The organism is Roseimicrobium sp. ORNL1, assembly GCF_011044495.1.
GTDB lineage: Bacteria > Verrucomicrobiota > Verrucomicrobiia > Verrucomicrobiales > Verrucomicrobiaceae > Roseimicrobium.
This window is the reverse complement of sequence record NZ_CP049143.1, coordinates 4,700,518-4,725,180: the sequence shown is the minus strand read 5'-3', so window position 1 is coordinate 4,725,180 and position 24,663 is coordinate 4,700,518. Positions and strand designations below refer to the sequence as shown.

General features: G+C 59.8%; 25 protein-coding genes and 1 tRNA gene. 11 read left to right on the top strand and 15 right to left on the bottom strand.

Features of this window, described 5'->3' with window-relative positions; translation table 11 throughout:
• Positions 1-109 precede the first annotated feature (109 nt).
• The 3 genes from G5S37_RS19250 to G5S37_RS19240 form a co-directional block, all read right to left on the bottom strand.
• Positions 110-457, bottom strand: coding sequence for a hypothetical protein (locus tag G5S37_RS19250; protein WP_165206073.1), 348 nt, complete (start codon positions 455-457; stop codon positions 110-112).
• A 56-nt stretch (positions 458-513) separates the two neighbouring features.
• Positions 514-1,116: a thioredoxin-like domain-containing protein gene (locus G5S37_RS19245; protein WP_165206072.1), complete on the bottom strand. Its 603-nt coding sequence runs from the start codon at positions 1,114-1,116 to the stop codon at positions 514-516.
• Positions 1,117-1,209: 93 nt separating this feature from the next.
• Positions 1,210-2,517: an MFS transporter gene (locus tag G5S37_RS19240; protein WP_165206071.1), complete on the bottom strand. Its 1,308-nt coding sequence runs from the start codon at positions 2,515-2,517 to the stop codon at positions 1,210-1,212.
• A 235-nt stretch (positions 2,518-2,752) separates the two neighbouring features.
• Between G5S37_RS19240 and G5S37_RS19235 the strand changes: the two genes are divergently transcribed.
• Positions 2,753-3,109: an MGMT family protein gene (locus G5S37_RS19235; protein WP_165206070.1), complete on the top strand. Its 357-nt coding sequence runs from the start codon at positions 2,753-2,755 to the stop codon at positions 3,107-3,109.
• 6 nt (positions 3,110-3,115) lie between these two features.
• Here G5S37_RS19235 and nrdR read toward each other — a convergent pair whose 3' ends face one another.
• The gene (gene nrdR, locus G5S37_RS19230) at positions 3,116-3,616 is read right to left on the bottom strand and encodes a transcriptional regulator NrdR (RefSeq protein ID WP_165206069.1); all 501 of its coding nucleotides are present in this window, start codon (positions 3,614-3,616) and stop codon (positions 3,116-3,118) included.
• A 78-nt stretch (positions 3,617-3,694) separates the two neighbouring features.
• Complete coding sequence (locus tag G5S37_RS19225) at positions 3,695-4,642, bottom strand: ADP-ribosylglycohydrolase family protein (protein WP_240914677.1); 948 nt, start codon at positions 4,640-4,642, stop codon at positions 3,695-3,697.
• Positions 4,643-4,684: 42 nt separating this feature from the next.
• On the opposite strand from G5S37_RS19225, the gene G5S37_RS19220 reads away from it, so the two are divergent.
• From G5S37_RS19220 to G5S37_RS19210, 3 genes are all read left to right on the top strand, one after another.
• Positions 4,685-5,710 (top strand): low specificity L-threonine aldolase, encoded by a 1,026-nt coding sequence (locus G5S37_RS19220; RefSeq protein WP_165206068.1) that lies wholly within the window; start codon positions 4,685-4,687, stop codon positions 5,708-5,710.
• A 150-nt stretch (positions 5,711-5,860) separates the two neighbouring features.
• Complete coding sequence (locus G5S37_RS19215) at positions 5,861-6,253, top strand: VOC family protein (protein WP_165206067.1); 393 nt, start codon at positions 5,861-5,863, stop codon at positions 6,251-6,253.
• A 152-nt stretch (positions 6,254-6,405) separates the two neighbouring features.
• Complete coding sequence (locus tag G5S37_RS19210; RefSeq protein ID WP_165206066.1) at positions 6,406-6,627, top strand: hypothetical protein; 222 nt, start codon at positions 6,406-6,408, stop codon at positions 6,625-6,627.
• Positions 6,628-6,775: 148 nt separating this feature from the next.
• Here the strand turns inward: G5S37_RS19210 and G5S37_RS19205 are convergent, their stop codons facing one another.
• The 6 genes from G5S37_RS19205 to G5S37_RS19180 all read right to left on the bottom strand — a co-directional run bounded on the left by G5S37_RS19205 (position 6,776) and on the right by G5S37_RS19180 (position 13,440).
• Positions 6,776-7,780 carry an N-acetylmuramoyl-L-alanine amidase-like domain-containing protein gene (locus G5S37_RS19205; RefSeq protein ID WP_165206065.1) on the bottom strand — a complete coding sequence of 335 codons (1,005 nt, stop codon included), beginning with the start codon at positions 7,778-7,780 and terminating at the stop codon, positions 6,776-6,778.
• A gap of 202 nt (positions 7,781-7,982) precedes the next feature.
• Positions 7,983-10,199, bottom strand: coding sequence for a cellulase family glycosylhydrolase (locus tag G5S37_RS19200; protein ID WP_165206064.1), 2,217 nt, complete (start codon positions 10,197-10,199; stop codon positions 7,983-7,985).
• A gap of 170 nt (positions 10,200-10,369) precedes the next feature.
• Entirely contained in the window at positions 10,370-10,849 is a 480-nt protein-coding gene (locus G5S37_RS19195) for a VOC family protein (protein WP_165206063.1), read from the bottom strand.
• A gap of 27 nt (positions 10,850-10,876) precedes the next feature.
• Complete coding sequence (locus G5S37_RS19190) at positions 10,877-11,818, bottom strand: twin-arginine translocation signal domain-containing protein (RefSeq protein WP_206026060.1); 942 nt, start codon at positions 11,816-11,818, stop codon at positions 10,877-10,879.
• A 302-nt stretch (positions 11,819-12,120) separates the two neighbouring features.
• Positions 12,121-12,552, bottom strand: coding sequence for a DoxX family protein (locus tag G5S37_RS19185; protein WP_165206062.1), 432 nt, complete (start codon positions 12,550-12,552; stop codon positions 12,121-12,123).
• A 183-nt stretch (positions 12,553-12,735) separates the two neighbouring features.
• A complete protein-coding gene (locus tag G5S37_RS19180; RefSeq protein WP_165206061.1) occupies positions 12,736-13,440 on the bottom strand; it encodes a pirin family protein in 705 nt (234 codons plus the stop codon).
• Positions 13,441-13,552: 112 nt separating this feature from the next.
• Here G5S37_RS19180 and G5S37_RS19175 point away from each other — a divergent pair, with 112 nt between their 5' ends.
• Positions 13,553-14,515 (top strand): LysR substrate-binding domain-containing protein, encoded by a 963-nt coding sequence (locus G5S37_RS19175; protein WP_165206060.1) that lies wholly within the window; start codon positions 13,553-13,555, stop codon positions 14,513-14,515.
• A gap of 204 nt (positions 14,516-14,719) precedes the next feature.
• Here the strand turns inward: G5S37_RS19175 and G5S37_RS19170 are convergent, their stop codons facing one another.
• The gene (locus G5S37_RS19170) at positions 14,720-15,481 is read right to left on the bottom strand and encodes a dienelactone hydrolase family protein (RefSeq protein ID WP_165206059.1); all 762 of its coding nucleotides are present in this window, start codon (positions 15,479-15,481) and stop codon (positions 14,720-14,722) included.
• An 83-nt stretch (positions 15,482-15,564) separates the two neighbouring features.
• Between G5S37_RS19170 and G5S37_RS19165 the strand changes: the two genes are divergently transcribed.
• From G5S37_RS19165 to G5S37_RS19155, 3 genes are all read left to right on the top strand, one after another.
• Complete coding sequence (locus tag G5S37_RS19165) at positions 15,565-16,404, top strand: transporter substrate-binding domain-containing protein (RefSeq protein ID WP_240914676.1); 840 nt, start codon at positions 15,565-15,567, stop codon at positions 16,402-16,404.
• Between the two features lie 246 nt (positions 16,405-16,650).
• Positions 16,651-17,961, top strand: a complete 1,311-nt coding sequence (gene xylA / locus G5S37_RS19160; RefSeq protein ID WP_165206057.1) for a xylose isomerase — start codon at positions 16,651-16,653, stop codon at positions 17,959-17,961.
• 121 nt (positions 17,962-18,082) lie between these two features.
• Positions 18,083-18,820 carry an SMI1/KNR4 family protein gene (locus G5S37_RS19155; protein ID WP_165206056.1) on the top strand — a complete coding sequence of 246 codons (738 nt, stop codon included), beginning with the start codon at positions 18,083-18,085 and terminating at the stop codon, positions 18,818-18,820.
• Positions 18,821-18,896: 76 nt separating this feature from the next.
• On the opposite strand, the gene G5S37_RS19150 is transcribed toward G5S37_RS19155, so the two are convergent.
• From G5S37_RS19150 to G5S37_RS19140, 3 genes are all read right to left on the bottom strand, one after another.
• Positions 18,897-19,433 (bottom strand): YbjN domain-containing protein, encoded by a 537-nt coding sequence (locus G5S37_RS19150; protein ID WP_165206055.1) that lies wholly within the window; start codon positions 19,431-19,433, stop codon positions 18,897-18,899.
• A 41-nt stretch (positions 19,434-19,474) separates the two neighbouring features.
• Positions 19,475-19,551 (bottom strand) — tRNA-Pro (locus G5S37_RS19145).
• Positions 19,552-19,655: 104 nt separating this feature from the next.
• A complete protein-coding gene (locus tag G5S37_RS19140) occupies positions 19,656-20,576 on the bottom strand; it encodes a DUF4339 domain-containing protein (RefSeq protein WP_165206054.1) in 921 nt (306 codons plus the stop codon).
• A gap of 57 nt (positions 20,577-20,633) precedes the next feature.
• On the opposite strand from G5S37_RS19140, the gene G5S37_RS19135 reads away from it, so the two are divergent.
• The 3 genes from G5S37_RS19135 to G5S37_RS19125 all read left to right on the top strand — a co-directional run bounded on the left by G5S37_RS19135 (position 20,634) and on the right by G5S37_RS19125 (position 24,657).
• Positions 20,634-21,869: an MFS transporter gene (locus G5S37_RS19135; RefSeq protein WP_165206053.1), complete on the top strand. Its 1,236-nt coding sequence runs from the start codon at positions 20,634-20,636 to the stop codon at positions 21,867-21,869.
• 137 nt (positions 21,870-22,006) lie between these two features.
• Positions 22,007-23,587, top strand: a complete 1,581-nt coding sequence (locus tag G5S37_RS19130; RefSeq protein WP_165206052.1) for a MoxR family ATPase — start codon at positions 22,007-22,009, stop codon at positions 23,585-23,587.
• On the top strand, positions 23,584-24,657 hold the full coding sequence (locus G5S37_RS19125; protein ID WP_165206051.1) for a hypothetical protein: 1,074 nt from the start codon (positions 23,584-23,586) through the stop codon (positions 24,655-24,657). Before G5S37_RS19130 ends, G5S37_RS19125 begins: the two co-directional genes overlap by 4 nt.
• Positions 24,658-24,663 lie beyond the last annotated feature (6 nt).

Below are 24,663 nucleotides of genomic sequence, written 5' to 3'. Positions count from 1 at the left end.
TGCGTCATTGCCTCCGTTTGTATCCGAAGGGCGATTCGTAACATGAACGGGCCGCAACGTTTTCAATGGGGCCAGGAATGGCCCCACTCCTTGGCCGGTGCGATGTCTATCAAATCACCGCCCACACAATCAGCACGCAGACGATCGCCATCACGGAAAGGCCGGTGAGGAAGATGATGTCCGCGGCGCGCTCCACACGGAACATGCGGTTCTTCTTGCGGGTACGGAGCGCCCAGTAGGAGAGGAGGCAAGAGCTGAGAAAGACGAGCGCATCCAGCGCGAGCAGGTCGTCGGCGAGGGTATTCACCCCCTCGGCACGGATCACCACCCGCACGATGCTGATGACGGTGATGCACACCCCCACCATGGCCGCGGAAACGGAGAAGATGTGAATGGCGATGTCCTCCTCCAGATGATTTGGGGAGGGGTGGGGCGGGGGTGAAGAGGATTCATCCATGACTGCGATGACATGACAAACGTGGGCGACCCGGTGTTCATTCGACAGACCGCGACTCACTTCATCCCGCTGATCTTGCATCCCATGGCTTCGGTCTTTGCATTCGTCACCGGTTTGCCTTCCTGGATGGCATCGAGCGCATCGCGCAGGTCCTTGGTGGTGGCCTGACGTTGGCGTTTGGTGGGGCCGAGGTAGAGGTCATTAACGCGGCCCTGGTAGAGCGTGGTCTTGCCATCCGGAGCGAGGACGGCGACTTCGGGGGTGACCTTTGCCTGGGTGAGCTTGGCCAGCTTCTGTTCCTTATCGAGAATCACGGTGGCCTTGATTTCGTTCATCTCGGTGTGCTGCAGCACATCGGTGAGTTTCACGTCCGGATCCGCGTGCACGAAGTAGAAGGCGAACTTTTCACCGTAGTCCGCCACGATGCGGTTCAACTCCGGCACAAAGGTGTTGGAAGTGGGGCAGTAGGGTGAGACGAAGCAGAGCACGGCAGCCTTCTTCTCCGCGGGAACGACCAGCGGCGCGTGCTCCTTGCCATCCGCTCCGGGGAGTTGCAGTTCCGCGGGCGCTTGGGACTGCGCATGAGGCGCAGAGCAGAGCACGGTCGTGATGCAACTCAGGAGCAGCAGGAATGAGGGAAGGGGAGCGCGGTGTTTCATGGGAGCTCGGGAATGGACGTATACGAGAAGGAGGACGAATGTGGAGGCAGGATAGGTCGTGGGAGCAAATGAGGAAACGGTCTGAATAGCTTGCTAAACAGCTTTGGAAAGGGTTCCCTCATCCACGCTATCAGGCGTCACTGTGGCTGAGGGCGGTGAAGGCAGCTTTGTGCGCCATGCCACGATGCCAAGCAGCACCACGGGAACTGCAATAACATGCAGCACCGGTGCATAGGTGCCCAGAGAATGACGGGTGCGCTCAAAAAGCTCCGGGCCAACCGCCGAAGCCAGCACGGTGAGCATCTGCGCTGCGCCCTGGATGCGGCCAAGATGTGCGCGTCCGTATGCCTGCCCCCATACGGCGAAAAAGATCACCGTGATGAACCCGGTGGTGATGCCAAGCATGCCTCCGAGAATCCAAAGATGCGTGTGTGTCTGGATGTGCGGCAGCGCCCCCAATGCCACGGCATAGATGAACATGGCGCAGCCCAGCAAGACTGGCATGGGACGACGCAGCGTAAGCCAGGCGCACAGCCCCTGTCCCACCAGGGTGAAGATGGTCATGACGACGAGGAACTGGTGGTAGTCCTCCGCCGTGAATCCCACCTCGGCCAGCACCGCTTCATTGAAGAGACCCAGTCCGGAGATGGCGAGATTAAAGATCGACGTGGTGCCCCCGAAGACCCAGAAGGCACGAGAACGCAGCGCTTCAGGAAGCGTGTAGCCGGTGAGGGACTCACCGGATGTGGCTGCGGCCTTGTGGGCTGAGGCCTTGGGTTCACGCAGGAACAGCAACACCAGCGGCGCAATGCCCAGCGCCAGTCCGAGTGCGATGTATTGCCAGGCGCTGCGCCATCCTTGATTCACCACCACCGAACCCACCGCGGGGAATGCCACGCAGAAAAAGACGATCATGAGCACGGAGAATACTCCCATGGCCAGTCCCATGTTCTTCCCGGTGCCTTTCCCGGCGGCGGTGATGCTCGCCACGGAGAGCGCGCTCTGACCCACGGCACGCGACAACAGTACCCACAGGAACAGCATCATCACTCCGCCCGTGTGTCCGCTCATCTGCCACACCACCAGGGCGAGCGCGAGCACCAGCACGCCGGATGACCACCGCAATCCGAAGCGATCCAGCACCCAGCCCATGGGCAGGCAGGCTGCTGCGCCGATGAGCGTGGCCCAGAGATTGATATTTGCGTAGGCGATGCGGTCGATCTTCAAATCCGCCAGCAGCGGTTCCGTGATGAGTCCCAGCCCCTGCGTGCGCCCCGGCAACGTGGCCAGCATGAGCAGGGCGGCGAGCACCACATTTTCCCAGAGGATGCGGTTGGTGATGGCCGCGCTGCTGGCATAGGCGGCGGTATCGGGAGTGGACGGCGACTGGGAGAGGGACATGGATCCAGACAACTACGTCGCCACTTGCGAAATCAGGACAAGGAAATATGCGATGGGATGCATATGTGCTGGGTGGACTGCAGGGCATCGGACGATGCCTGCGATAGGCGGTGTGGATGGCGCATCAGGGGTTGGGGAACGAGGCGTTCCCCCTCCTTGGGCATAGGGCGTCACTGTGGAGGATGGTATGCGAAATGGAGATGTGTTAGCTTTGTGCGTTCTTGATTTCCTTACCATGTCAGAGCGTCCGCCGACCGAGTTCGAAACCCGCGTGTACGATCTCATCTCCACCATTCCGGAGGGAAAGGTGAGTACGTATGCTTTGGTGGCGAAGGCCCTGAATTGCGGCTCCAATCAGGCGGTGGGACAGGCGCTGAGGAGAAATCCCTTCGCTCCGCGTGTGCCCTGCCACCGGGTGGTGAGCGCCGCGCTGACGCTCGGTGGCTTCAATGGTCATCGCGATGGCGATGAACTCGCGCGCAAACGCCGCATGCTGGAAGAAGAGGGCGTGAGATTCGACGTGCAGGGCAGAGTACACCCGGCGTGCATCCATGCATTCGAAGCACAAGACGACGGCGACTGGATCCGCTGACGCCCTTTAGCTCAGCTTCTTGAATAGCTCGGGCTGCTTCGCGGCGTCGCGCGGGACTCGCGTCTCCAGTGAGTTCACTTCGCTGATGAAGTCCGTCACATCCTGGAACTCACGATAGATGCTCGCGTAGCGCACATAAGCGACGTGGTCGATCTTCTCCAGGTGCTGCATCACCTTCGCGCCGATGGTGCGGGAGGGTACCTCACGCTGGCCGGCGCCTTCGATTTCCGTGAGGATGGCATCCGCGGCCTGCTCCAGGGTATCCACGCTGACTGGCCGCTTGCCGCAGGCCTTCTTCATGCTCTCGATGAGTTTCTCGCGGCTCCAGGGCTCGCGTTTCTGGTCGCGCTTCACCACGGTGAGGTCTTCATATTCCACCTGTTCATAGGTGGTGAAACGATGACCGCACGTGAGGCATTCACGACGGCGACGGATGGACGCGCCATCCTTCGCCTCACGGGAGTCGATGACCTTATCTTCAGGAGTACCACACTTCGGGCAGCGCATATAAGCACAGACGCATGAATGCGGCTTCAAGTGTGTCCAGTCTGACACATAGCGCAAATCAATTCGTGAGATCCATTATTAGGAATCTTCCTGTGGCGCTTCTGTCAGGCGTTTTATGAATTTGGAAAATAGTGTGTCCAAATCCTCCCGGCGTGCGAGTGCCTTGATCCAGATCTCAGGTACTTGCTCCAAATCGTAGCATAATCCCGCGAGACCACCGGTCACGCACGCGGTGGTGTCGGTGTCATCGCCCAGATTCACCGCGGAGAGCACCGTGCTGGAGAAGTCCTTCCCGCGCAGCAGGCACCATGCTGAGGCCTCCAAGGTATGGATGCTGTAGCCGCCACTGCGAATCTCCTGCACGCCCAGCATGGGCAGCACTTTGGGAGAGAGGCGATGCAGATGCGGCCAGTTCATCTCAAAGTCCTCGTGGAATTTGTATTCCTCTTCCGCCTGTCGCCACGCCTCAGTAAGAGCTTCCAGCGGGTTCGCGCCGTCCAGGAGTGCCCATACCAGCAGGCTGTAGAAGCCGCATACCATCTGCGTGCGCGGATGGCCATGGGTGATGCGGGAGACTCGGTGCACGAAGGGTAGCCCCTGTTCGATGCCAGCATCACGGACCCAGAGGGATACGGGAAGCATGCGCATGAGCGAGCCGTTCCCATTGTCATATTCCTGCCGGCCACCGCAGAGCTCGGGTTTGCGACCTTCTGAGAATCTCGCGAGCGCCTGCCGCGTGGCGATGCCTATATCAAAGACCTGCCCGCGCGCCGTCCAGTGCGCCTCCACGAGCCAGCGGTGGAAGCGCTCCGCCATGTCGCGGGTGTCCACTTCATTGCAGTGCAGCAGGGACTCCACCGTGCAGAGGGAGAGTGAGGTGTCATCCGACCAGGTGCCGGGAGGCTGGTCATGCGTGCCAAATCCCTGCATGCCGGTCACGGGCGCGGCGGTGAGTTCCGCCCTGCCACGGAATTCCACGGGTACGCCCAGGGCATCTCCGACGACCGCGCCCCACAAAGAGGCCATGATTTGGCTTTTCAAACGGCCTTCCCTTCCCATCATCCGACTATGATGGCTCCAGGTTGCCAGTTTGCCAGTGACAACACCGCAGGAATTTGTCCCGAAGCGTGGGAGGCGCTGCAGGAGGCGAATCTCGGCCACCAGCCCAGCTATGGGGATGATCACTACACCCGCGAGGCGTGCGATTCCTTCCGCGAAGTCTTCGAGACGGATTGTGATGTGTACTTTGTCTTCACCGGCACGGCGGCGAATTCCCTCGCGCTCGCCTCGCTGTGCCACAGCTACCACAGCGTGATCGCCCACACGGTGTCTCACGTGGAGACAGATGAATGCGGGGCGCCGGAGTTCTTTTCCAATGGCTCGAAGCTTCTGCTGGCCAAGGGTGAGCACGCCAAGTGTGACCCGGCGGATGTGTCGCGGCTCATTCGCAGCCGAAATGATCTGCACTTCCCGAAGCCGCGCGCGCTGAGCGTGAGCCAGAGCACGGAGTTCGGTACGGTGTATCGCCCGGCGGAGCTGAAGGAGCTGTGGGGCGTGTGCCGCAGCCACAAGGTGTCCATTCACATGGATGGCGCGCGATTTTCCAATGCGATGGCCACGCTGGGATGCTCACCGGCGGAGGCGACGTGGCGCTCCGGGGTGGATGTGTTGTGTTTCGGCGGGACGAAGAATGGCATGGCCATGACGGAGGCGGTGGTGTTCTTCGACAAGGAGCTGAGTCGGGAGTTTGCCTGGCGTTGCAAACAGGCGGGACAACTCGCGAGCAAGATGCGCTTCATCTCCGCGCAGTGGCGTCGTTTGCTGCAGGATGGCGCGTGGCTTCGCTACGCCTCACAGGCGAACGCCCACGCCCAGGCGCTTGCGAGAGGGCTGGGGGAAATCGAAGGCGCGGAGATCCTGCATGCCGTGGAGGCGAATGCAGTGTTTGCGAAGCTCTCACCGGAAGTGGACAAGCGCTTGAAGGCAGTCGGATGGAAGTACTACAGCTTTATCGGCGGCGGTGCGCGATTCATGTGCTCCTGGAAAACGACGGAGGAGGAAGTGCAGGCGTTGCTGAGTGCGGCACGTGGGTGAGCGCACGAGCTGAAATGCAAAATGAGAAGTGAAAAATGAAAAGTGCAAAATGGGAGGGCAGCTCCGCCAATTTGCATTCTCGGCGGATTCCGAGCTTGAGAAGCATGCCATCTCTGGTCCTGATCAAACCGAGCCTCCAATCCAACACATATGAAACCGAAAAGCATCTGGGCGAACTTGTCGGTGGCGAATCTGCAACGGACCACGCAGTTCTACACGGAACTGGGATTCAAGCCCAATGGTGAGTCCGCGGAGCTCACCAGCTTCTGCGTGGGTGACAATGATTTTGTCCTCCACTTTTTCTTGAAGGAGCGTTTCGATGTCGAGCTGAATGGCATGGCTGCCGGTTCCAAGCCCGGCAGCGAAGTGATATTCAGCCTTTCGGCCACCAGCAAGGAAGAGGTGGACCAGTGTGCCGAGGAGGTGAAGCAAGCGGGTGGGACGACCTTCTTTGGTCCGGGGAAGTGTGGCGAGGGCTATAACTTTGGTTTTGCTGATCCCGACGGGCACAAGTTCAATGTGCTGTACTGGCCGGGCATGTGAACTGTGCCTGACATTGCTGATTTGATTTGAGGACGAATTTACTTCCCATTCGTGCATGGGCAGGAGAAATTTTCTCGTGCGCACGTTTGCGTACCGTGAAGGAAACAGCCACAACGGCAATCTATTGTTCACCTCTTACAACCTCTGAATCTATGGACGACAAGTGCCTGCGCTGCGGCAGCAGCAATTTCCAGCCCGGAGCGATTCAATCCACCGGGAGCATCTATTTTGTGCCGGACAACACCAAACTCCTGAGCGCGCTCAGCAGCGATGTATCTCTGAAATCCAGAATCTGCATGGACTGCGGAACGCTGGACTTCACAGGAGATACGAAGAAGGTCGCGGCGCTCGTTGGTACTGACAAGGCGGCTTGAGAATGACCATGCAAAGTGAGAAGTGAAAAATGAAAAGCGCAAAATGGAGAGAGAATCACTCCAGTTTGCATTTTTCACCTTTCATTTCTCATTTTGCATTTGTGGGAATTCGCGGCTTCCGCATGGAATCACCTCCCGAGTTTTTCCACTATCTACCCCCGGCTTCGCCGCGGAGGTCGTATTGAGTGTATCCCGTGATGTCCTTGAATGCGGCGAGGTAGGGCGCGCGGTCCCGCACGGTGTTGGAGCGGGGCAGGGGACGGGCGACGATGATGCCGGCGTGGCTGCGGAAGTCGTTCAGGTAGCCGGAGAGGGATTTATCCAGCGTGACCTTCTTGTAGTTCTTGGACGCGTGCAGGAAGTGCAGCACACCGTCTGAGGTGCGGTAGGCGAGGCCCACGTGTGAGCAGTGGCCGCCGGTTTCTTTCGTCACGATGCCGATGATGTCGCCGCTCTGGATGTTCTTCTCGATGGCTTTCACCTGGTCCTTCGGAATGTAGCGGAAGGGCAGGGAGCTTTCGCGCTGCTCGATTTTGCCCATCTCGGGAAGATAGGAGGGATTGTTCTTCAGGTAGCGATACCCCTTCCAGAGCACCGTCATCTCCTGGCATTTGCGACCCGTGAGGGAAACGGTGGGACCTACATCGCGCGTGACGCGGGCCACATTGCCGCGTGCTTCGTTGTCATACCACCATTCGGCGAGGTAGTGGATGCGGTCCAGGTAGTGCCCGCTGCAAACGCCGCCGCGATAGCGGGTCCACTCGATCTCCGCGAGCAGATCGCTGGGCGTGTAGGTTTCCTTCGGCACTTCGATCATGCGAGCGAGGCCCAGCGAAATCTCGAAGAACGTCCAGCAGTCGAGGCCGTTAAAATTCGCGGAGGCAGACTCCACGTGATTGTCGATCTCCAGCGTGTAGCCCACATAGGGGATGCCGCGCATCGCCATGCCGAACTTCGCCACGCGCTCACCCATGGGCAGTGCACGCCAGTTTTCCTTCACGGCCTTCGCGACAATCGCATTGAAGGTGTCCTTTCCTTTGAAGGTGACGCTTTGCGGCAGGTTCTCCTTTGCAGAAGCGGAAGTGGTGGCGACGGTGGTGAGGGCAAGGCCGCAGAACAATGCAGCGGCGAGGGGGAAGTGACGGCGAAGCATGTGGAAAGACCGGGTGGTTTTCAGGGCAACGGGTTGCCTGCCATCCTTCAAGCCGGTAGACAGCACCAAGGATGTAAAGCGCGGTGCAAATGTGACAGGCAAATGCCATGCCACGTTCAGATTAAAGGACTCTGAAATGGCACTGTCCCAAGGCGCCGTGCGATGTGCAAGACAAGTGATCTGAGGCTCTTCCGGGAATGCCTCACCGCATCTTCTTCATCTCGAACTGTTCCCCTGCCAGCGCACGTTTCACAAAGGCTCCCCAGTAGGGTGTAGGCGTGTAGTCCCAACCGGTGATCATCACGGGTGAAGCTGAGGGATGGAAGGAGAAAGCTGTCCAGTGCAGGCGATGCTTCTGGATGAAACCAAGCATGTCAGGCACCCAGGTGTAGGGGTCTTCGTGCGCACTGTCCGGGAGGAAATCCATCTTATTGATATCCGCGCCCACTTCACCCACGAGGATGGGATACTTATCTGCGATGACGAGCACCTTCTCCTGCCAGCCGCGCTTCCACGGATAGATGTGAGTGGCGTAGATGAGGCCATTGCCGCCGCGCTCATCGATGGTGAAGCCGTTCGCGATGCCGGAGAGATCATAGGACCAGTCCAGGCCACCGACGACGACAATATTCTTCGCTCCGGTCTCGCGCACGGCATTCACGAGGGCCTGCATGCCGATGGCCTGGAACCCCTGTGCTGACTTCGCCTTTTCCTCAGGGGAGAGGAACGAGTCTTCATCAGCAGGTTTCTTCTTCTCTGCGACGAAGCCGCCGTCCTTCCACACTTCCCAGGTGGTGCCGTGAGGTTCATTGAAGAGATCGAAGAGCACGGCAGGGTGGTCCTTGTAGCGTGTCGCGGCATCCTTCCAGAAGACAGCATGCTGTTGCGCCGGTGCGCGGAAGCGATGCAGATCCAGCAGCACGTACGCGCCGCGATTCGCTGCGAGGGTGATCACTTGATCCACCAGTTCACGATATTCCTTGCCGCCATCCTTCTGGCCGCCCGCTTCGCCGAACCAGTAATCTTCCTTCACGGGCAGGCGGATGATGTTGGCCTTCCAGTCATCGAGGGCCACAAGGGTGGATTTCAGGACGTGGTCGCCTTTCACGAGGAATTCGAGGCTCACGACGTTGAGACCCTGCAGCCAGACAGGTTTGCCATCCTTGTTGAGCACTTGGTTGCCACTCACGTGAAGCTCCTGGGGCCACTTGTCCTTCTTGGTTTCTTCGGAATCTACTTGTGCAAGGCGTGCCTCCTCCGCGGCCTTGGCAGCGGCTGCGAGGAGAGGCTCGGGCTCGGTGGGCTTCAGCACGAGATCATCGAGGTCGAGCGTGCCCTGCTTCACTTGGAAGAGTACGGGCATGATATCCAGCGAGAGCGCGCCGTCAGGCACGAGGAACTTCGCGGTGCGTGATACCCATGCGCCTTTCGTATCATTGCGCGAGTACGGAGCGGGCGCGCCCTTCATCTTCTTCCCGGTGCCGTCCTTGAAGTCCATCATGAACCGCGCGTCGAACCACGGTTCCTTGCCCGGCTTCAGTCCGGCGATGCGCTGCCTCCAGATGAACTCGAGCGCCTTCACGCCCTCGGGAATATCCACCGTGCGGAAGAGCATGACCGTTTCGCCGGGCTTCGTGCTGGTGAGGCGGAGGAATCGCGTGCCGTCCTCGTTGGTCTCCCAACTGAGTCCATTCTTCAGCTTCCCCCACACAGCGGGCGCGCTGCCTGATTTGTCCGCCTTTTCAAAGTTGCCGTTTGTTATCAGGCTGCCTTCGGTTTCGAGAAGTTTCGCAGCCTTGGCGCGGCGTTCTGCGATGACCTTGGCCTTCTTTTCCTCGGCTGCCGCTTTCGCGGCGAGCAGTGGCGCGGGGTCGGTGGGCTTCAGGATGATGTCATCCAGATCAAATGTGCCTTGTTTCACCTGAAACAGGGCAGGCATGAGTTCGACGGTGTGTGTGCTTTCCGGGAGCAGGAAGGAGGTTGTGCGCTCCACCCAGCCATCGGTGTTCTTTCCCGTGTACGCGGGCGGCGGTGTCGGTGTGAGTTTCTTGCCGTCAGCATCCTTGCACTCGATCATGATGCGCGCGTCGAACCATGGCGAACTGCCCTTCACCAGTCCGGTCACGCGCTGTTTCCACGTCAGTTCCACGGCGGTGGCATCTTTCGGAGTGGGGATGGGCCGGTAGGTCACAATCATCGCGCCTGGCTTTGGTGAGGTGAGGCGCAGGAAGTGATTGCCGCTTTCCTCCTTCTCCCAGGTGATGCCTTCCTTCGCGCGATCCCAGTGATCCGGCCATGCATCGGCGTTGGAGTCCGTCTCGAAGTCGCCATTGGTGAGAAGCACATCAGCCGCGACGAGTGGTGAGGCCAGACACAGGAAGAATCCAAACGCAGCGGATACGAGGCGAGGGTACGGCATGAGAAAGGGGAGGGACAGGAGTGTACGGAACGATGACACAGCACCGTCTCTTAGAGAGGGTTGTGTCCAGCCGCGCGTGGAAGCACATGAGAGGCAAGAAAGTGCATGGTCAGGCTGGAAGCCTAACGACCACTGTCAGGCAAGATGCCTAACCTCCGTCCCGTCCTTGGTCACTCTGCCAGCAGAGCGTGCAGGTCCAGCGGGCGCGAATACATGTCGAGTGTGCCATCGCTTTTGCGTGGCCACTCGGGCTCGGGGCGGTCGCGGTAGAGTTCCACGCCGTTTTCATCGGGGTCGCGGAGGTAGATGGCTTCGCTCACGCCGTGGTCGGACGCGCCATCGAGGGGAATCTTCGCTTCCAGCACGCGGCGCAGGGCATCTGCCAGGGCGGCGCGATCCGGATACAGGATGGCGGTATGATACAACCCGGTCGTGCCGGGAGGCGGAGGTGAACCGCCGAGGGATTCCCACGTGTTCAACCCGATGTGATGGTGATAGCCACCCGCCGAGAGAAAGGCGGCTTGTTTGCCATAGCGCTGGGTGATTTCGAATCCCAGCACCCCATGGTAGAACGCGATGGCCCGCTCAAGGTCGGCTACCTTCAGGTGGACGTGGCCGATGCGGGTTTGGGGATGGATGGGGGTGGGCATGAGGGAGAAGTGCTTTTACTTCTGGGGTCACGCTCGAACGACGTCGTTGGCATGATGCGAGATCCAGTTCTTCGACCATTCGACGGCTTCGAGTTTCATGCCGCAAAGTGGGGTGCAATGAAAAATTAGACCTTCGATTTCGCCTTTCTTCAGCCAGTCCAAGGCCAGACGGCATTGGTGCTCCATCAATTCGAGAGGGATGGTTTTTTTCTCGCCAAAGTCCCACATGTAGATGCCGAGGAGTGTTTTCTTGGCAGGTGCGATCCTGCGATAGGCTGCAAAGTTATCTTCCAGATTCACCAAATCGCGTGCTTTCCACGTCCAGAAATACACTGCGTCCACGGGATCGATGTGCCGCTTGATGGAGGGATGCAATTGGTTCGAATAGATGACCATGGATAGATCGAGCCTTCGTCCTGCGACTTCGAGTTCCTTGGTCACCGCCTCTACCTGAGCGACGCTGAGGTGGGCCTGCGCTTCTCCGCCCTCCGTTTTAGGCACCGCATCTCCGATGAAGAAGTCATCCATGTCCAGGCCGACGAGGTTGGGTGTCCTTGTGGCGAGGTCGAGCGCCTGGCTCTTCTTTTCCTCAGTGGTGAAGTTTTTTCCTCCATCGACAAAGCTCCAGGTGAGTCTCTTGGTTTTGGCGAACTGTTTCACATATTCATCGAAGGGAGGCAACGGCGTGCCGGTGAAGCGCACCATGCAGATGTTCGGAATGCCCATGTATTCGAGGGCTGCCGCCGGCTCGATGTCAGTGCCTTTGTCACCGATGCCGTAGCCCTTGACCAACGAACCGGAATCATGACCCCACATCCACAGGCGATCGCGCAGCGTGCGCTCATAAGGCAGGTTGCTGCCCCATGACGATGGTTCGCCCGACATCATGAAGGAGCCGGTGGTGGCAGCTGCAGCTTGAAGAAAACTACGGCGACTGAGCAGTTTTGAGCCTGACGATGGCGATGTCATGGGGCGGGTGTTTGATGCGGGTTGCTGCGTCAGGGCTGCTTTGCTTGTGTGTGTTTCTTCCTTCGGGTGACGCCTGCGCAGTGGAGAGTGATCCAAGTCACGATTTGCAGCAGGAAGGGGAACGGAAACATGAAGAACCTCTTGCGATATGCCCCCGAGCAAGAAGCTGTTGGAACACAAAAGGATTTGAAGAGAGTCTTTTCCTGCAAGGGCGGAGGCGCCTCAGGGACCTTCATCCACGTTCCCTCTCCGCAGGCAGACTGCCAGGAAGAGGGATGGTGGGGTCAGAGAGTGTGACTTACTTAGCTCGCACTGGAGGAGCCCAGCTTCGCGTCCACCGAGTAGCGGCCGGCACCGGCGATGAGGAGCGCGATGGCGCCGCCGAGATACAGGAAGGCGAGTTCACCGGAGCCGGGGTTGCCCTGTTCGAGCACGGCGCCATGCACCTTGAAGAAGGCAACACTCATGGTCACGGCGATGAAGAGCGCGGCCCAGCGAGTGCCCACGCCGAGCACGAGAAGCAGTGCGAAGACCGACTCCGCCAGAATGGCGGCGGAACTCAGAGGAGCGGGGAAGCCCATTTTCTCCTGGAAGTAGGTGATGGTGGGGCCAAAGGCTTTCAGCTTGGCAAGGCCGTGAATGCCGAACAAGGAGAGTCCGAACCACGCGCGGAGAGCGAGAAGTCCAAGGTCAGTGGAGAAGGGAACGAAGTCGAGTTTGATGAGTTTGTTCATGATGATGTGAGACTAAGATTTGAGATTTGAAATTTGAGATTTCAGAAGGGGATGAGGTTTGGGTAGATGAGGGTGGGTTTGTTTTCTGAATCGTTGGAGAAGTTGCCCGCGTCGTATGCGGGACCGGGTTTTGGTTGGGGATTTGAGATCTGAGATTTCAAAATCTCAAATCCCCGAAGTGGCTCACGCGAGGTCGAAGAGGAGGGCTTCGCTGTCCTCGGTAGCGGTGACGGTCAGCGTGCCGGCGTCACTGGTGCTGGCGGCGTCGCCTGCGGTGAGAGCGGTGCTGCCATTCAGCGAGACACTGCCGCGAGCGAGTTGCAGCCAGGCACCGCGACCGGTGGTGAGGTCATGCGTGATCTCCTGGCCCTTGGTGAGCTTGAGACGGTAGATGTTCGCATCCTGGTGGATCACGGCGGAGTCTTCACGGCCATCGGGCGAGATCACGAGGACCTTGCTTTCGTTGGCATGTTCGGGCTTCGGGTGCCACTCGGTGTAGCCGGGCTGCAGGTTGCGCTTGTCCGGGAAGAGCCACACCTGGAGCATGTGGGTCTTATCCGTCTTGGAGGGGTTGAACTCGCTGTGCGTCACGCCGCTCCCGGCGCTCATGAGCTGGATCTGGCCGGGCTTCAGCTCGCGGCTGTTGCCCATGCTGTCCTTGTGCGCCAGGGCGCCCTCCAGCACGTAGCTGAAGATTTCCATGTCGCGGTGCGGGTGCATGGGGAAGCCACCGCCGGCGGCGATGTGGTCCTCATTGATGACGCGCAGCGTGCGGAAGTGCATGTGCTTCGGGTCATGGTACTCGGCGAAGCTGAAGCTGAAGCGGGAGTCGAGCCAGCCGTGGTCGGCGTGGCCGCGCTCGTTGGATTTGCGAAGGGTGAATTTCATAGGGGTGAAACTTGTGGTTGGATTACGTGGTCAGGTTCGGCCCTGGCTCAAAAGTCTCCAATGCAACTTTCCTTGCGAGTCCATGCAAGAAGTGCATAGGTTCACCACAACCATGGAACTGCGCCACCTTCGCTCCTTCCTCGTGGTCGCGGAGACACTCAATGTGAGCCGCGCCGCGGAGAGGCTGCATCTCTCCCAGCCTGCCCTGAGCCGTCAGATGCAGGACCTGGAGCAGTCGCTGGGTGTATCGCTCTTCATCCGGGAGAAGGGACGTGTCTCGCTGAACGATGCGGGCCGTGCGCTGGTGGAGCATGCGCGGGAGTTGCTGGCGCGCTCGGATAACATCACCAGCCACGTGCAGGCCATCTCACGGGGCGAGTGCGCTACCGTGGAGATAGGCTATGCGCCGTCATTGGCAGCAGAGCTGCTTCCCCTGGTGCTGGAGCGGCTGGGCCGTACCCATCCCAGCCTGAACCTGCGCATGCATGACCTTTCGTCAGATGAGATGAACGCCGGACTCAAGGAAGGCACGCTACACCTGGCCTACACCGTGGGTGCCGGGGTGCTTCATGAGTCGGGATTGATCAAGGAAACGCTCATCACCTATCCCATCTGCGTGGCCATGAGTCGGAATCATCCGTGGGCCCGGAAGAAGAAGATTGAATTGAGTGACCTGGCGCACGCGACCTTGCTGGGGTATGCGCGTCACGCATACCCGGAGTATCCGAAGTTCGTGGAAGGTATCCTGGCCGCTGCGCGAGTGAAGCCGGGCCGGATGGAGGAGTTCGACAGTGCCTCAAGTCTCTTGCTGAGGCTGGAAGCTGGCTCAGGTGTGTCGCTGGTGCCGCTTTCATTCGCCTGCCACACGGCGGAGCGCATTGTCCTTCTCCCGGTGAGTCCTGACGTGCCACCACTGGATCTCGTGATGTGCTGGCGGCGTGGTCAGGACTGGCCGGGCCTGCGCACGGTGCGTGAGGTCAGCGCCGCATGCGGGCACGAGCTGCGCATGCGGCGGGGGAAGACGACTGCAGCGGCGAAGAAGAGCTCGGGCAGGTCGGTAGGTAGTAAGCAGTAGTGAGACTGACATCTTCCAGCCTGTGATGCCAAGAGCCGGACGTTGTCCTAGGAGCGCTGGCCTCTGGCCGGCGGTTTTGAAGCTTGTGAGCCGCGAGAGGTGGCAACACGAATACGCCGGCCAGAGGCCAGCGCTCCTAGGGCCGGCTGATGATTCTCTGACTTTACTGGAGCAGGTTTGGGAGAGCTTCTAGTAAGCAGATGGTTATGCCATTGCATCCCCTTCGCTGAGCTTGCGGCGGAAGAGGGCGAGGGTGAGATTCATGGTCAGCACGGCCAGCTCAGGGTCGTAGCGTGGGCCTTCGTCGCGGATGAAGGCGTGCTGGCCGTTGAATTCATGCCACGTGTATTTCACGCCTTCGGCATCCAGTGTGGCTTGGATTTTCCGACGTCCTTCCAGTGGGATGTGGGGGTCCTGCTGACCCCAGACCATGAGGAGTTCCGCTTTCGTGTGCTTGATGCTCACGAGCGAGTCATCGTTGCTGCCCTTGCCGAGGCTATTCTTGTGGATGTCCGTGGCATAGAGGCACACGGCGGCACTCACATCCGTGTTCTTCGCCGCAGCGCGGAAGCTGAGATGACCGCCCAGGCAGATGCCCATGACCCCGAGCTTGCCGGTGCAGGCGGGGTGGGATTTCAGGAAGTCCAGGGCAGCGCGCGCATCCGCATCATAGCTGGCCAGTTCCTTGGCGAACTTGAATTCATTTCCCTTGTCCGCGCCCTCCTGGTCATAGGCCAGCACGGTGCCAGCGGGAAGGAACTCATGATACACCTCCGGCACTGCCACCACGAAGCCGTGGCCGGCGAGGAAGGCGGCCGTACGGCGGATGGGGCCGGTGAGCTGAAAGATCTCCGAGTACAACACGATGCCCGGATACTTCCCCGCGGCCACGGGCCGGAAAATCTCAATGCGCATGGGGCCGTAGGGCGTTGGCAGGTCGTGGTATTCGCCGGAGGAAAGAATCATGCCGCATGATGGAAATGCGCTGCGAAGTGTCAACTCGCGGCGAAACCCGATTGCGAAGTCGCCGTCCTGCCGCACCATGCGGCATGAAACGGTTCTGCGTGCTGTGCTGTTCGGTGCTGGCGGGATTTTTGTCCCTGACCGGTTGCTCTGAAGAAAAAGCCAACCAAGCGAGCACGCAGGGAGGTGGCGGTGGCAAGGAAGTGCTGCCACGACTGGTCATCGCCATGGATGCCACGTATCCGCCCTTCGAGTACACGAATGAGACGGGAGAGTTTGCCGGTGTGAGTGTGGACCTGGGCAATGCCATCGGTGAGCACCTCGGCAGAAAGGTGGAGTTTCGTAATATCAACTTCGACGGTCTCATCGCCGCGCTGAAGAGCGGCAGCGTGGACATCATCATCTCTTCCGTCACAGCCAGTGATGAGCGTCGCAAGTCCGTGGACTTCAGCGATCCGTATGTGAAGACGGGGCTGGCGATGCTCCTTTGGAAGGACTCCCCGGTGCAGAAGGTTGAGGACCTCAATGACCCCGCCAGAAGGGTTGTGGTACGACTGGGCACGACCGGGGAGCAGTATGTCCGGCAGTACCTGCCGAAGGCGCAGGTCATCGCGCTGGACGGAGATACCGCCTGCGTCATGGAAGTGGTGAAGGGTGGGGTGGACGCGTGGATCTACGACCAGCTTTCCCTCATGAACTATCACGACAAGCAGCAGCAAACCACCCGGGTGCTGCTCAAGCCCCTGCGCGAGGAGGTGTGGGCCGTGGCCTTGCGCCAGGGAGACACCGACCTCAAGGAGAAGATCAATGAGTGCCTGGCGAAACTGCGGAAGGACGGCACCTTCAACAAGCTCGCCGAAAAGCATCTCACCAAGGAGAAAAAGATGATGGAGGAACAGGGCATTCCGTTCGTGTTTGACCTGTAAGAGGGCGGGGGGAGGCTTGCCTCCATTGTGGGTGAACACAGACACGAAGTTTCCTGTTTCCCACGGGATGAGGCCACCTGAAATCACACAAAACTCCCACGCTTCCCTGCGCTGAGGGCTGGAGAAGCGCGAATTTCAGGGGAAGGCTGATTTGTTAAAAATCTGCCATCCCGGACCGAAGCGCTACAAAGAAACTTTTCGCCCATTCTTGACGGGTCGGGGCTTGGAGGCTGAAATGCCCGCTCTATGAGCGAAGCGTTTCCTGACATTCCGAAGATCCCCTTCGAGGGACCGAAGTCCAAGAATCCACTGGCCTTCAAACATTACAATGCGGACGAAGTGGTCGCTGGAAAGACCATGCGCGATCACATGCGTTTCGGCGTGGCCTACTGGCACGCGATGCGCAATACGCTGTCTGACCCCTTCGGCAGCGGCACCTCCCAGAAGCCGTGGGATGATGGCACCGATAGCATCGAGAACGCGAAGAAGCGCGCGCATGTGTGCTTCGAGTTCATGGATAAACTCGGCATCGACTACTACTGCTTCCATGACCGCGATGTGGCTCCCGAGGGCAAAACCCTTGCTGAGAGCAACAAGAGCCTCGACGCCGTGGCAGACACCCTGGAAGAGTTGCAGAAAGCCACCGGCAAGAAGCTGCTCTGGGGCACGGCCTGCCTCTTTGCGCATCCCCGTTACAACCAGGGCGCTGCCACCAGCCCGAACGCCAATGTATACGCCTACGCCGGCGCGCAGGTGAAGAAGGCGCTGGAAGTCACGCATCGCCTCGGCGGTGAGGGCTACACCTTCTGGGGTGGCCGTGAAGGCTATTCCACGCTGTGGAATACCAACATCAAACGTGAGATGGACCACCTGGCCGCCTTCATGCACATGGCGGTGGACTATAAGAAGAAGATCGGATTCAAGGGTCCCTTCTACATCGAACCAAAGCCGCGTGAACCCTCCACGCACCAGTACGACAGCGACAGCGCTGCGTGCCTGAACTTCCTTCGCGAGTACGGCCTGCTGGAGCACTTCAAGCTGAACATCGAAACGAACCACGCCACGCTCGCCGGCCACACCATGCGCCATGAGCTGGAAGTAGCCCTCGCTGCCGGTGCCCTGGGTTCCATCGATGCGAACACGGGTGATGAACTCATTGGCTGGGACACGGATCAGTTCCCCACGGACATCTATCTCACCACGCAGATCATGCTGGTGCTGCTGAAGATGGGCGGCTTCACCACGGGCGGCCTGAACTTCGACGCCAAGTGCCGTCGCGAGAGCTTCGAGCCGGTGGATCTCTTCCACGCACACATCGGTGGCATGGACGCCTTCGCGCGTGGTCTGAAGATTGCCTCCGCCATCATCGAAGACGGTCGTCTCGATGCCTTCGTGAAGCAGCGCTACAGCACCTTCGATAGCGGCATTGGTGCCAAGGTGGAACAGGGTGGATGCACTTTGGAAGACCTGGAAGCCTACACGCTGAAGAACGGCGAGCCTGTCATCGGCAGCGGTCGCCAGGAGATGCTGGAGAACCTGGTCAACGAGTTCATTTGATCGAAGCAGCAGGCAGATTTGTCTGCAATTTGGGAGAAGCCACCGCACATCGCGGTGGCTTCTTCGTTTATTGTTTCGGCAGTGACTTTGACAAAATGGACCGAAGCCCTTTCCATAAGGCATGTCCATCGTTCAGCGTATTCAGGCACATCTGGCCAATCCGCCCCTCAGCGAAGATGGCGAACCGTGGGACACCAAGCTGCTGCCGCCCTTCAATGCGCAGGAGATTGCCTCGATTGAGCGCGAGCTTGGTTATGCACTACCGGAAGAGACGCGGTCACTGCTGGAGTTTTGCCGTGGATTTGATGGAGGCGCCCTGGAGACATTCGAGCTATGGGGGCCGGAGGCGGACTATCTGTATCCTGTGATCCTGAGAGGCCGTTTTCGAGCTCTCGCGCAGGATGGTTATGGCAATTTCTGGTTCTATTGGAACAGAGCCGGCACCGTGGACCTTGGCCCCATCTACTACTACCAGCATGAAGGGCCGATGCTGTTTGTGCAATGCTCCAGCATCCTGGAGTTTGTGGACGAGTGGCTTCGGTTCATGAGGCCGCCCTACCAGAGTCTCATTGATGATGTGCACGAGTTCCGCATCAAGCCGATTCAGGAACTCAACAAGGACCTGGTCAGCCGGGAGACGGCCCTCGCGAGTGGAGATGAAGTGCTACGCGAACTCGCAGAGCCTTTGGAAGCGGGCGCGATGATCTACGATTTCCGGAACCGGAAGCTGGGAGATGGGGTGGACCTGAAGCAACTGGATGTGTTGGCCATGCATCCGAAGTGGCCCATTCTCGCGGTACGCCCCAGGGCAACGCTGTTAGGCAAGCTGAAAGGGATGCTGACTGGAAAAGCAAAGTAGCTTTCGCCGTTTCAATTCAACCAGAGAAGTTGCCTGAGAGGCTGAGTCCGCCTCAAGCGAAATGCCGCAAGTCAGGCTACGCCTTCTGAGAACCCTCAGAGCCGGCTTCCTGGGCGTCTGCGTCCACCGGGTCTCCTGGCGGGAGGAGTTCCTCGCGCTTCAGCAGTTGCTGGAGATCGAGGAACGGCAGCATGTCCTTGGTGGTGCGGACGAGTTCGCCGAGATACGGCGTCATGCGGTCCATCTCCACCACGGCGTTGTGCACGAGGTTGGTGATGAGTTCCTCATCGTGCCGGTGCTTTGCAAACACATTGGCCTGGCGGAACATCACCTGACCTGCATCCCAATCCATCTCAAAGGCGCCGATGTTCAGGTCCTTGTTCACGCGCATGCAGAGTTCGGCGGCGCGCACGCGGTGGGTGTTGGGCACCTTCACTGAGGCATTTGCCACCACGGCGACGATTTGCATCTCGCCAAAGGACTGCACATGAAGTGGTACGCGGGTGTGGTACGCCTCGAAGCTGGCCTCCACCACCTCCATGTCGGGAATCTCGCGGTAGGCCCATCCCTTACTCTTGAAGGCATTGAGGACAGCGACGTGCAGCGCGGACATTGAACAAACGACCCGTGTGGGTCTGACTGGGGGAAGGAAAATGGTCGGGACGAGAGGATTCGAACCTCCGGCCTCGTGGTCCCAAACCACGCGCTCTACCAGGCTAAGCTACGTCCCGAAACTGAAACTGACCTATTTGATGGGCTGGTAACTTGGCAGCGATGGCGCTTTGCGCAAGTGATTCGTGCATATGCCGCAGGAACTCTGTGGCCGCCGGGAAAATCATTCCGGTCCCGTCCACTGGGGCAGGCGGTCCAGGAAGGGGCTTCCAGCCTTCTTCACCCAGGCGTGGGTCTCGTTGATTTTTTTGGCCAGCACGAGCTGGGTGGAAGCCATCCAGATAAGCGAGAAGAGCAACAGCCCCACCCCCGCGAGTACGGCGGCAGTGCTGGCATCTCCTTCCAACGTGGCTCCCGCGACGATGAAGGCAACCAAGGCACCGGCGAATCCCAAGAAGGAAATGAGGCCATTCCGCTTGCGGCGGCCATTGCATTCCGCGCACAGGGGTACAAAGATGGTGGCCGTCTTGCGCAGACAAAGGGCGAGGATGAGGTAGATGAGGAGGCCCACAAAGATAATCAAGTAGAGCGCGGGGTGGTGCCAGCTCAGTGCTTTCTTTACCTGCTTTACCGGGGGCGCGCCGCATTTCAGGCAGGCCTCGGGCAGCGGGGTATTTTTGAGGGTCACCAGCAACTGGCCGTCCCGCCAGGGGCCTGCGCCCAGCACTATTCCCTCCCGCAGTTTTGCGAGGGCGTGAGGCTTGCAAGATTCACACACACTCACACCGCCGAGGTGGACAAGGTCGGGCAGCACTTGATTGCACTCGGCGCAGCGGGAGGCGGCGTGCATGAGCGAAGCCGGTACCGGTGGAGGCTGGGTGCCTGTGTAGGTGGGTGCGAGATCGCCTGCGGGGCGCCAGTCCGGCCATCCCTCACGCCAGACACGTGTGGCCGGGCTCACGAGGCCGCTCGCTCGCGCGGCCTGAAAGGCTTCCTCCGTGACGGGACCTACGGGTTTCCCCTCCTGCTCATAGTACCAATGCATCGTGGATTTGCTGAAGCAGAGTCTATTGTGCGCGGCAAGAAAAAATCGATTCAGTCCGGCGGTGGTCGCGCCCTTCTCCATAGATCGTGCGTATCCCATTCCCGGCCCGTGCCAGTCTGTGGCAGAGTCTGGCTCCCTCTCCCCTCACTCCCCCCCATGTCGTCATTCCCCCCTGACCCTGAGATTCAACCCCGTCCGGTCCTCTCTGAACGTTTCCTCCTCCTGCTGCTCGCCACGGTGCAGTTCACCCACATCATGGACTTCATGGTCATGATGCCGCTGGGGCCGCAGTTGATGCGCATCTTCAAGATCGAGCCGCACCAGTTCAGTCTGCTGGTAGCCTCCTACACCTTCAGCGCTGGCATTGCGGGGTTGATTGGGGCATTCTGGGTGGACCGCTTTGATCGCAAGCAGGCGATGCTCTTCTGCTACGCGGGCTTCATCCTGGGCACGCTGGCCTGTGCGCTGGCTCCCAGCTACCACGCACTGCTTGCGGCTCGTGTACTCAGCGGCGCCTTCGGTGGTGTATCAGGAGCTATTGTGCTGACGGTGGTGGGGGATGTGGTGCCGCTGGAGCGCCGGGCGGGCGCCATGGGCATCGTCATGGCGTCGTTCGCCTTTGCTGCGGTGGCGGGTGTGCCGGTGGGGCTGTGGTGTGCGGCCAAATGGAGCTGGCATGCGCCTTTCATCATCATCGTGGGGGTGGGTACGCTGCTGTGGATCACGTGTCTGATGATTTTTCCCAGCCTGCGCGGGCACCTGAATGCCGGCGGACACGTGCGCGGAGAAGCGCTGGCGAGATTGCGCGAGCTGGTGACGAATGCGAATACGCTCACCGCCCTGTTGTTCATGACACTGCTCATCCTGGGGCACTTCATGATCATTCCCTTCCTGAGTCCCAGCTTGGTGTCGAATGTGGGTCTGCAAGAGAGTGACCTCCCCTCGATATATCTGGTGGGTGGCTTCGCCAGCCTGTGTACGTCTCCGGTGGTGGGTCGCCTGGCGGACAAGCATGGTCGCCTCCTCATGTTCAGCGTGACCATCGCGGGGGCTCTCGTCCCCATCTACTTCATCACGAATCAAGGCATCACCCCGATGTTCTGGGTGCTGGTGCTCTCTGCTCTCTTCTTCATCTTTGCCGGTGGCAGATTCGTGCCCGGTCAGGCCATCATCACCTCCGCGGTGCCCGCACGCTTGCGTGGGAGCTTCATGAGCCTGAACAGCAGTGTGCGTGACATGGTGGCCGGTCTGGCTTCCCTGCTTGGTGGGCACATCATTGCGAAAGATGCCATCACCGGAAAAATTCTGCATTTCCCCACGCTGGGCTGGATTGCGATTGGCGCGAGCTTGCTGAGCGTCTTCGTCGCGTCGCGGGTGAAGCCGGTGTCTTAGGAAGTTAGGTGTTAAGGGTTAGGCGTTGGAAGTTAAGAGGCAGGGCAGATCTGCCCCCTCCTAATTCATAACATCTAACGCCTAACCTCTAACTTAGTCAGTTGTGCGCATCGCTCCCATGTGTAGCATTTGCGCACATGAAACTCCCTTCCCTGTTCCGTCATGTGCCGCAGGCTCCGACGAACCCTGCGCCGCGCGACGTGCCGAAGGCCTTCGATGTGGCGCAGCTCTATGACGGGCCGGTGTCTTCCGGGGACGAGGAGGCGGCGGGCTCCGTGGCGCTGGATGAAAAGCTGCGGCAGGCGTACTTCTGGATCGTCAATACGGCCATCATCTCGCCGCACTATGATGTGGAATTCAATGACGGACCTCCGCAGGTCTTCCGACTGGGAGATACGCAGAGTCCCCTGACGCTGCCCTCGGCGCAGAGCTATTCGAGTTTCGTGCTGGTGCCGCTGCTCACCTTTGCCACGCGGCGGAAGTGTCTCTTCATTGGTGGGCCGGGTCGTGGGAAGACGGCGAGCTCGCTGCTCATGGGCGTGCTGGCGGGCTATTCGCTGAAGGATGTTCGCCGCGGCATGCAGCATGGGCATCCACAGATGACGGTTTCAGATTTGCTCGGCACCCCACTGCCAGCGGACCTGGTGAATGCGCAGAGCACCGGAGACATCCGCATCGCCTGGCGGAAGTGGCTCTCCATGCGCGTGAAGATCATCGATGAGTACAATCGCATCCCCACACGTACGCAGAGCGCCCTGCTCACGGTGATGGGGGATAACTACGCGGAGATGCTGGACCAGATTCATGAGTGCCCGGACGCGGCTTGGTTTCTCACGGCAAATGACGACCAGGGCGGTGGCACGTACCAGGTGATTGAGGCGTTGCGCGACCGCATTGACGTCATCGTGCAGGCGCTTTCCTTCAACGTGCGCTTTCTCGATGAACTGCTCACGCGGGTGGAAGAAAATGTGCGGCCTGAAGAAGTGGTGCCTCCGCAGATCATCTTCACCACGGCGGAAATCGATCGCATGGGCAAGCTCATCCGCGCGGTGGAACTGCCACCGGAACTGCGGCGTCGCATCGAGTTTTTCACCAGCCAGTTTGAATTTCTGGAGGGCGCGGCGGAGCAGTTTGAGTACAAGACAAAGGACACAGCACGCCTCGCCGGCGCGGACTGGGCCGCTCTCGTGGGGCAGGAGACGGGCAAGGACCGGCTGAAGGACATCGGTCTGCAATCCAAAAACGGTCTCTCGGTGCGCAACCTCATGACGCTGCTGCATTATGCGAAGGCGCTCGCATGGTTCCGTGGCAATGCCGTGGTGACACTGGAGGACATCCGGCAGATTCTTCCCTTCGTGTTGCACGACAAGTTGGTGCCGGATACGGATGCGCCCTTCTTCGAGCAGGCCGGGCAGCGCCCGCTGCGCACGGACCGTGTGGGCTGGTTGCGCAAGCTCTTCGACCTGGCGTGCGCGGAGTATGATCGCCTGGACCTCGACCGCGCGGATACGGTGGCGTCCCTCGATGAAGAGTTCCGCCGTGGTCTGGATGGTCTCAGTGAAAGTGAAATCACTTCCCGGCTCACCCGCATTGAGCGGCACATCAATGAACTGGCGAAGGCGCGGAAGCTCTACGGGCACCTCTATGAGGATCTGCTGAAGCTGAAGTACCTCCACCAGCGCTACACGAACTACCGCCGCTGGCTTCGCACCCAATGAGTACTGCACCTTTCAGCCCCATGCTGGCCGGGGTATTGCGGTCAGGGCGTGATGGCTTCAATGCCCGCTTCGCCGATATGAAGCGTCGTCATCCGTCACTGGATGCGGATGCGTTCTCTCATGTCCTCCTACAGTCCATTGCACCACTGGCCGAGTCCGTGGGGAGGGAGCAACCGGATCGCGTGCCTGCCGTGGTGTGGGCGGCGTATGATGCGGCCCTGCAGCTCGTGGCAGAGCGGCTGAGCGGTCCTTCGGGGCGGCACCCGATGATTGAGGTGAGCTGGCAGCGGTTGCTTCCTGCGGTCACCCCGTTGCTCACGCAGTCTCCTGGGAAAATGATTGCGGCCGTGTCGAATGCGCTGTGTCATCTCTCCAGCACCATGGGCGCAGACCCGGAGGAGTGGGTGGAGCGCATGCTGGCCTGCGCACCGCAACTCACCACTGTGGAGCACTTCCTCGCAGCGGGAAAGCTCGCGGCGTGGCGTTGTGGATTGGCACACTTCCGCGAAGGTGCCCTGGCCGCGGGAGATACGCTGCCTGAAGCGGTGGCTCTGAGGCTGTTGGGCTGCACAACTGATGGCGAGAAATGGGCGGCGGTACGTGCACGCGTGGCGGAGTATCCCTGGTGGACGCCGGGTGAAACTGTTTCTGATATACCAAAGCCACGCGTGGTGAAGGCCGTCGGGTCTTTTCGCGGATTCGGTGGTTTGTTCGCAGAGCCTCCCATAGTCGGAATAGTTGACGGAAATTTCGTGGTGCGCTCAGGTGATGAGGCGTGGTTGCTTATCTGTGATGCTTTTGGCGCGACGTTTCATCGCGTGGACATGGAGTATTTCAATCAGTCGCTCGGTCTTCGCATCCGTACCCGCTATCGCGTGGAGCCCACGAGCGTGACGGTGGACTCCACCAGGCTGGACCTCGCGGAGCTGGGGGAAATTACCAGCTCTGCCGCATTGCCCAATACGCTGATGAACGGGAGACGCGATATTCCCAACTCCGTGGCAGACCCCCACACCCTCGCGGTGACCGGGAAATACTCACACGGCATCACGCTCATCGCGTTGCGCTGACTCGCG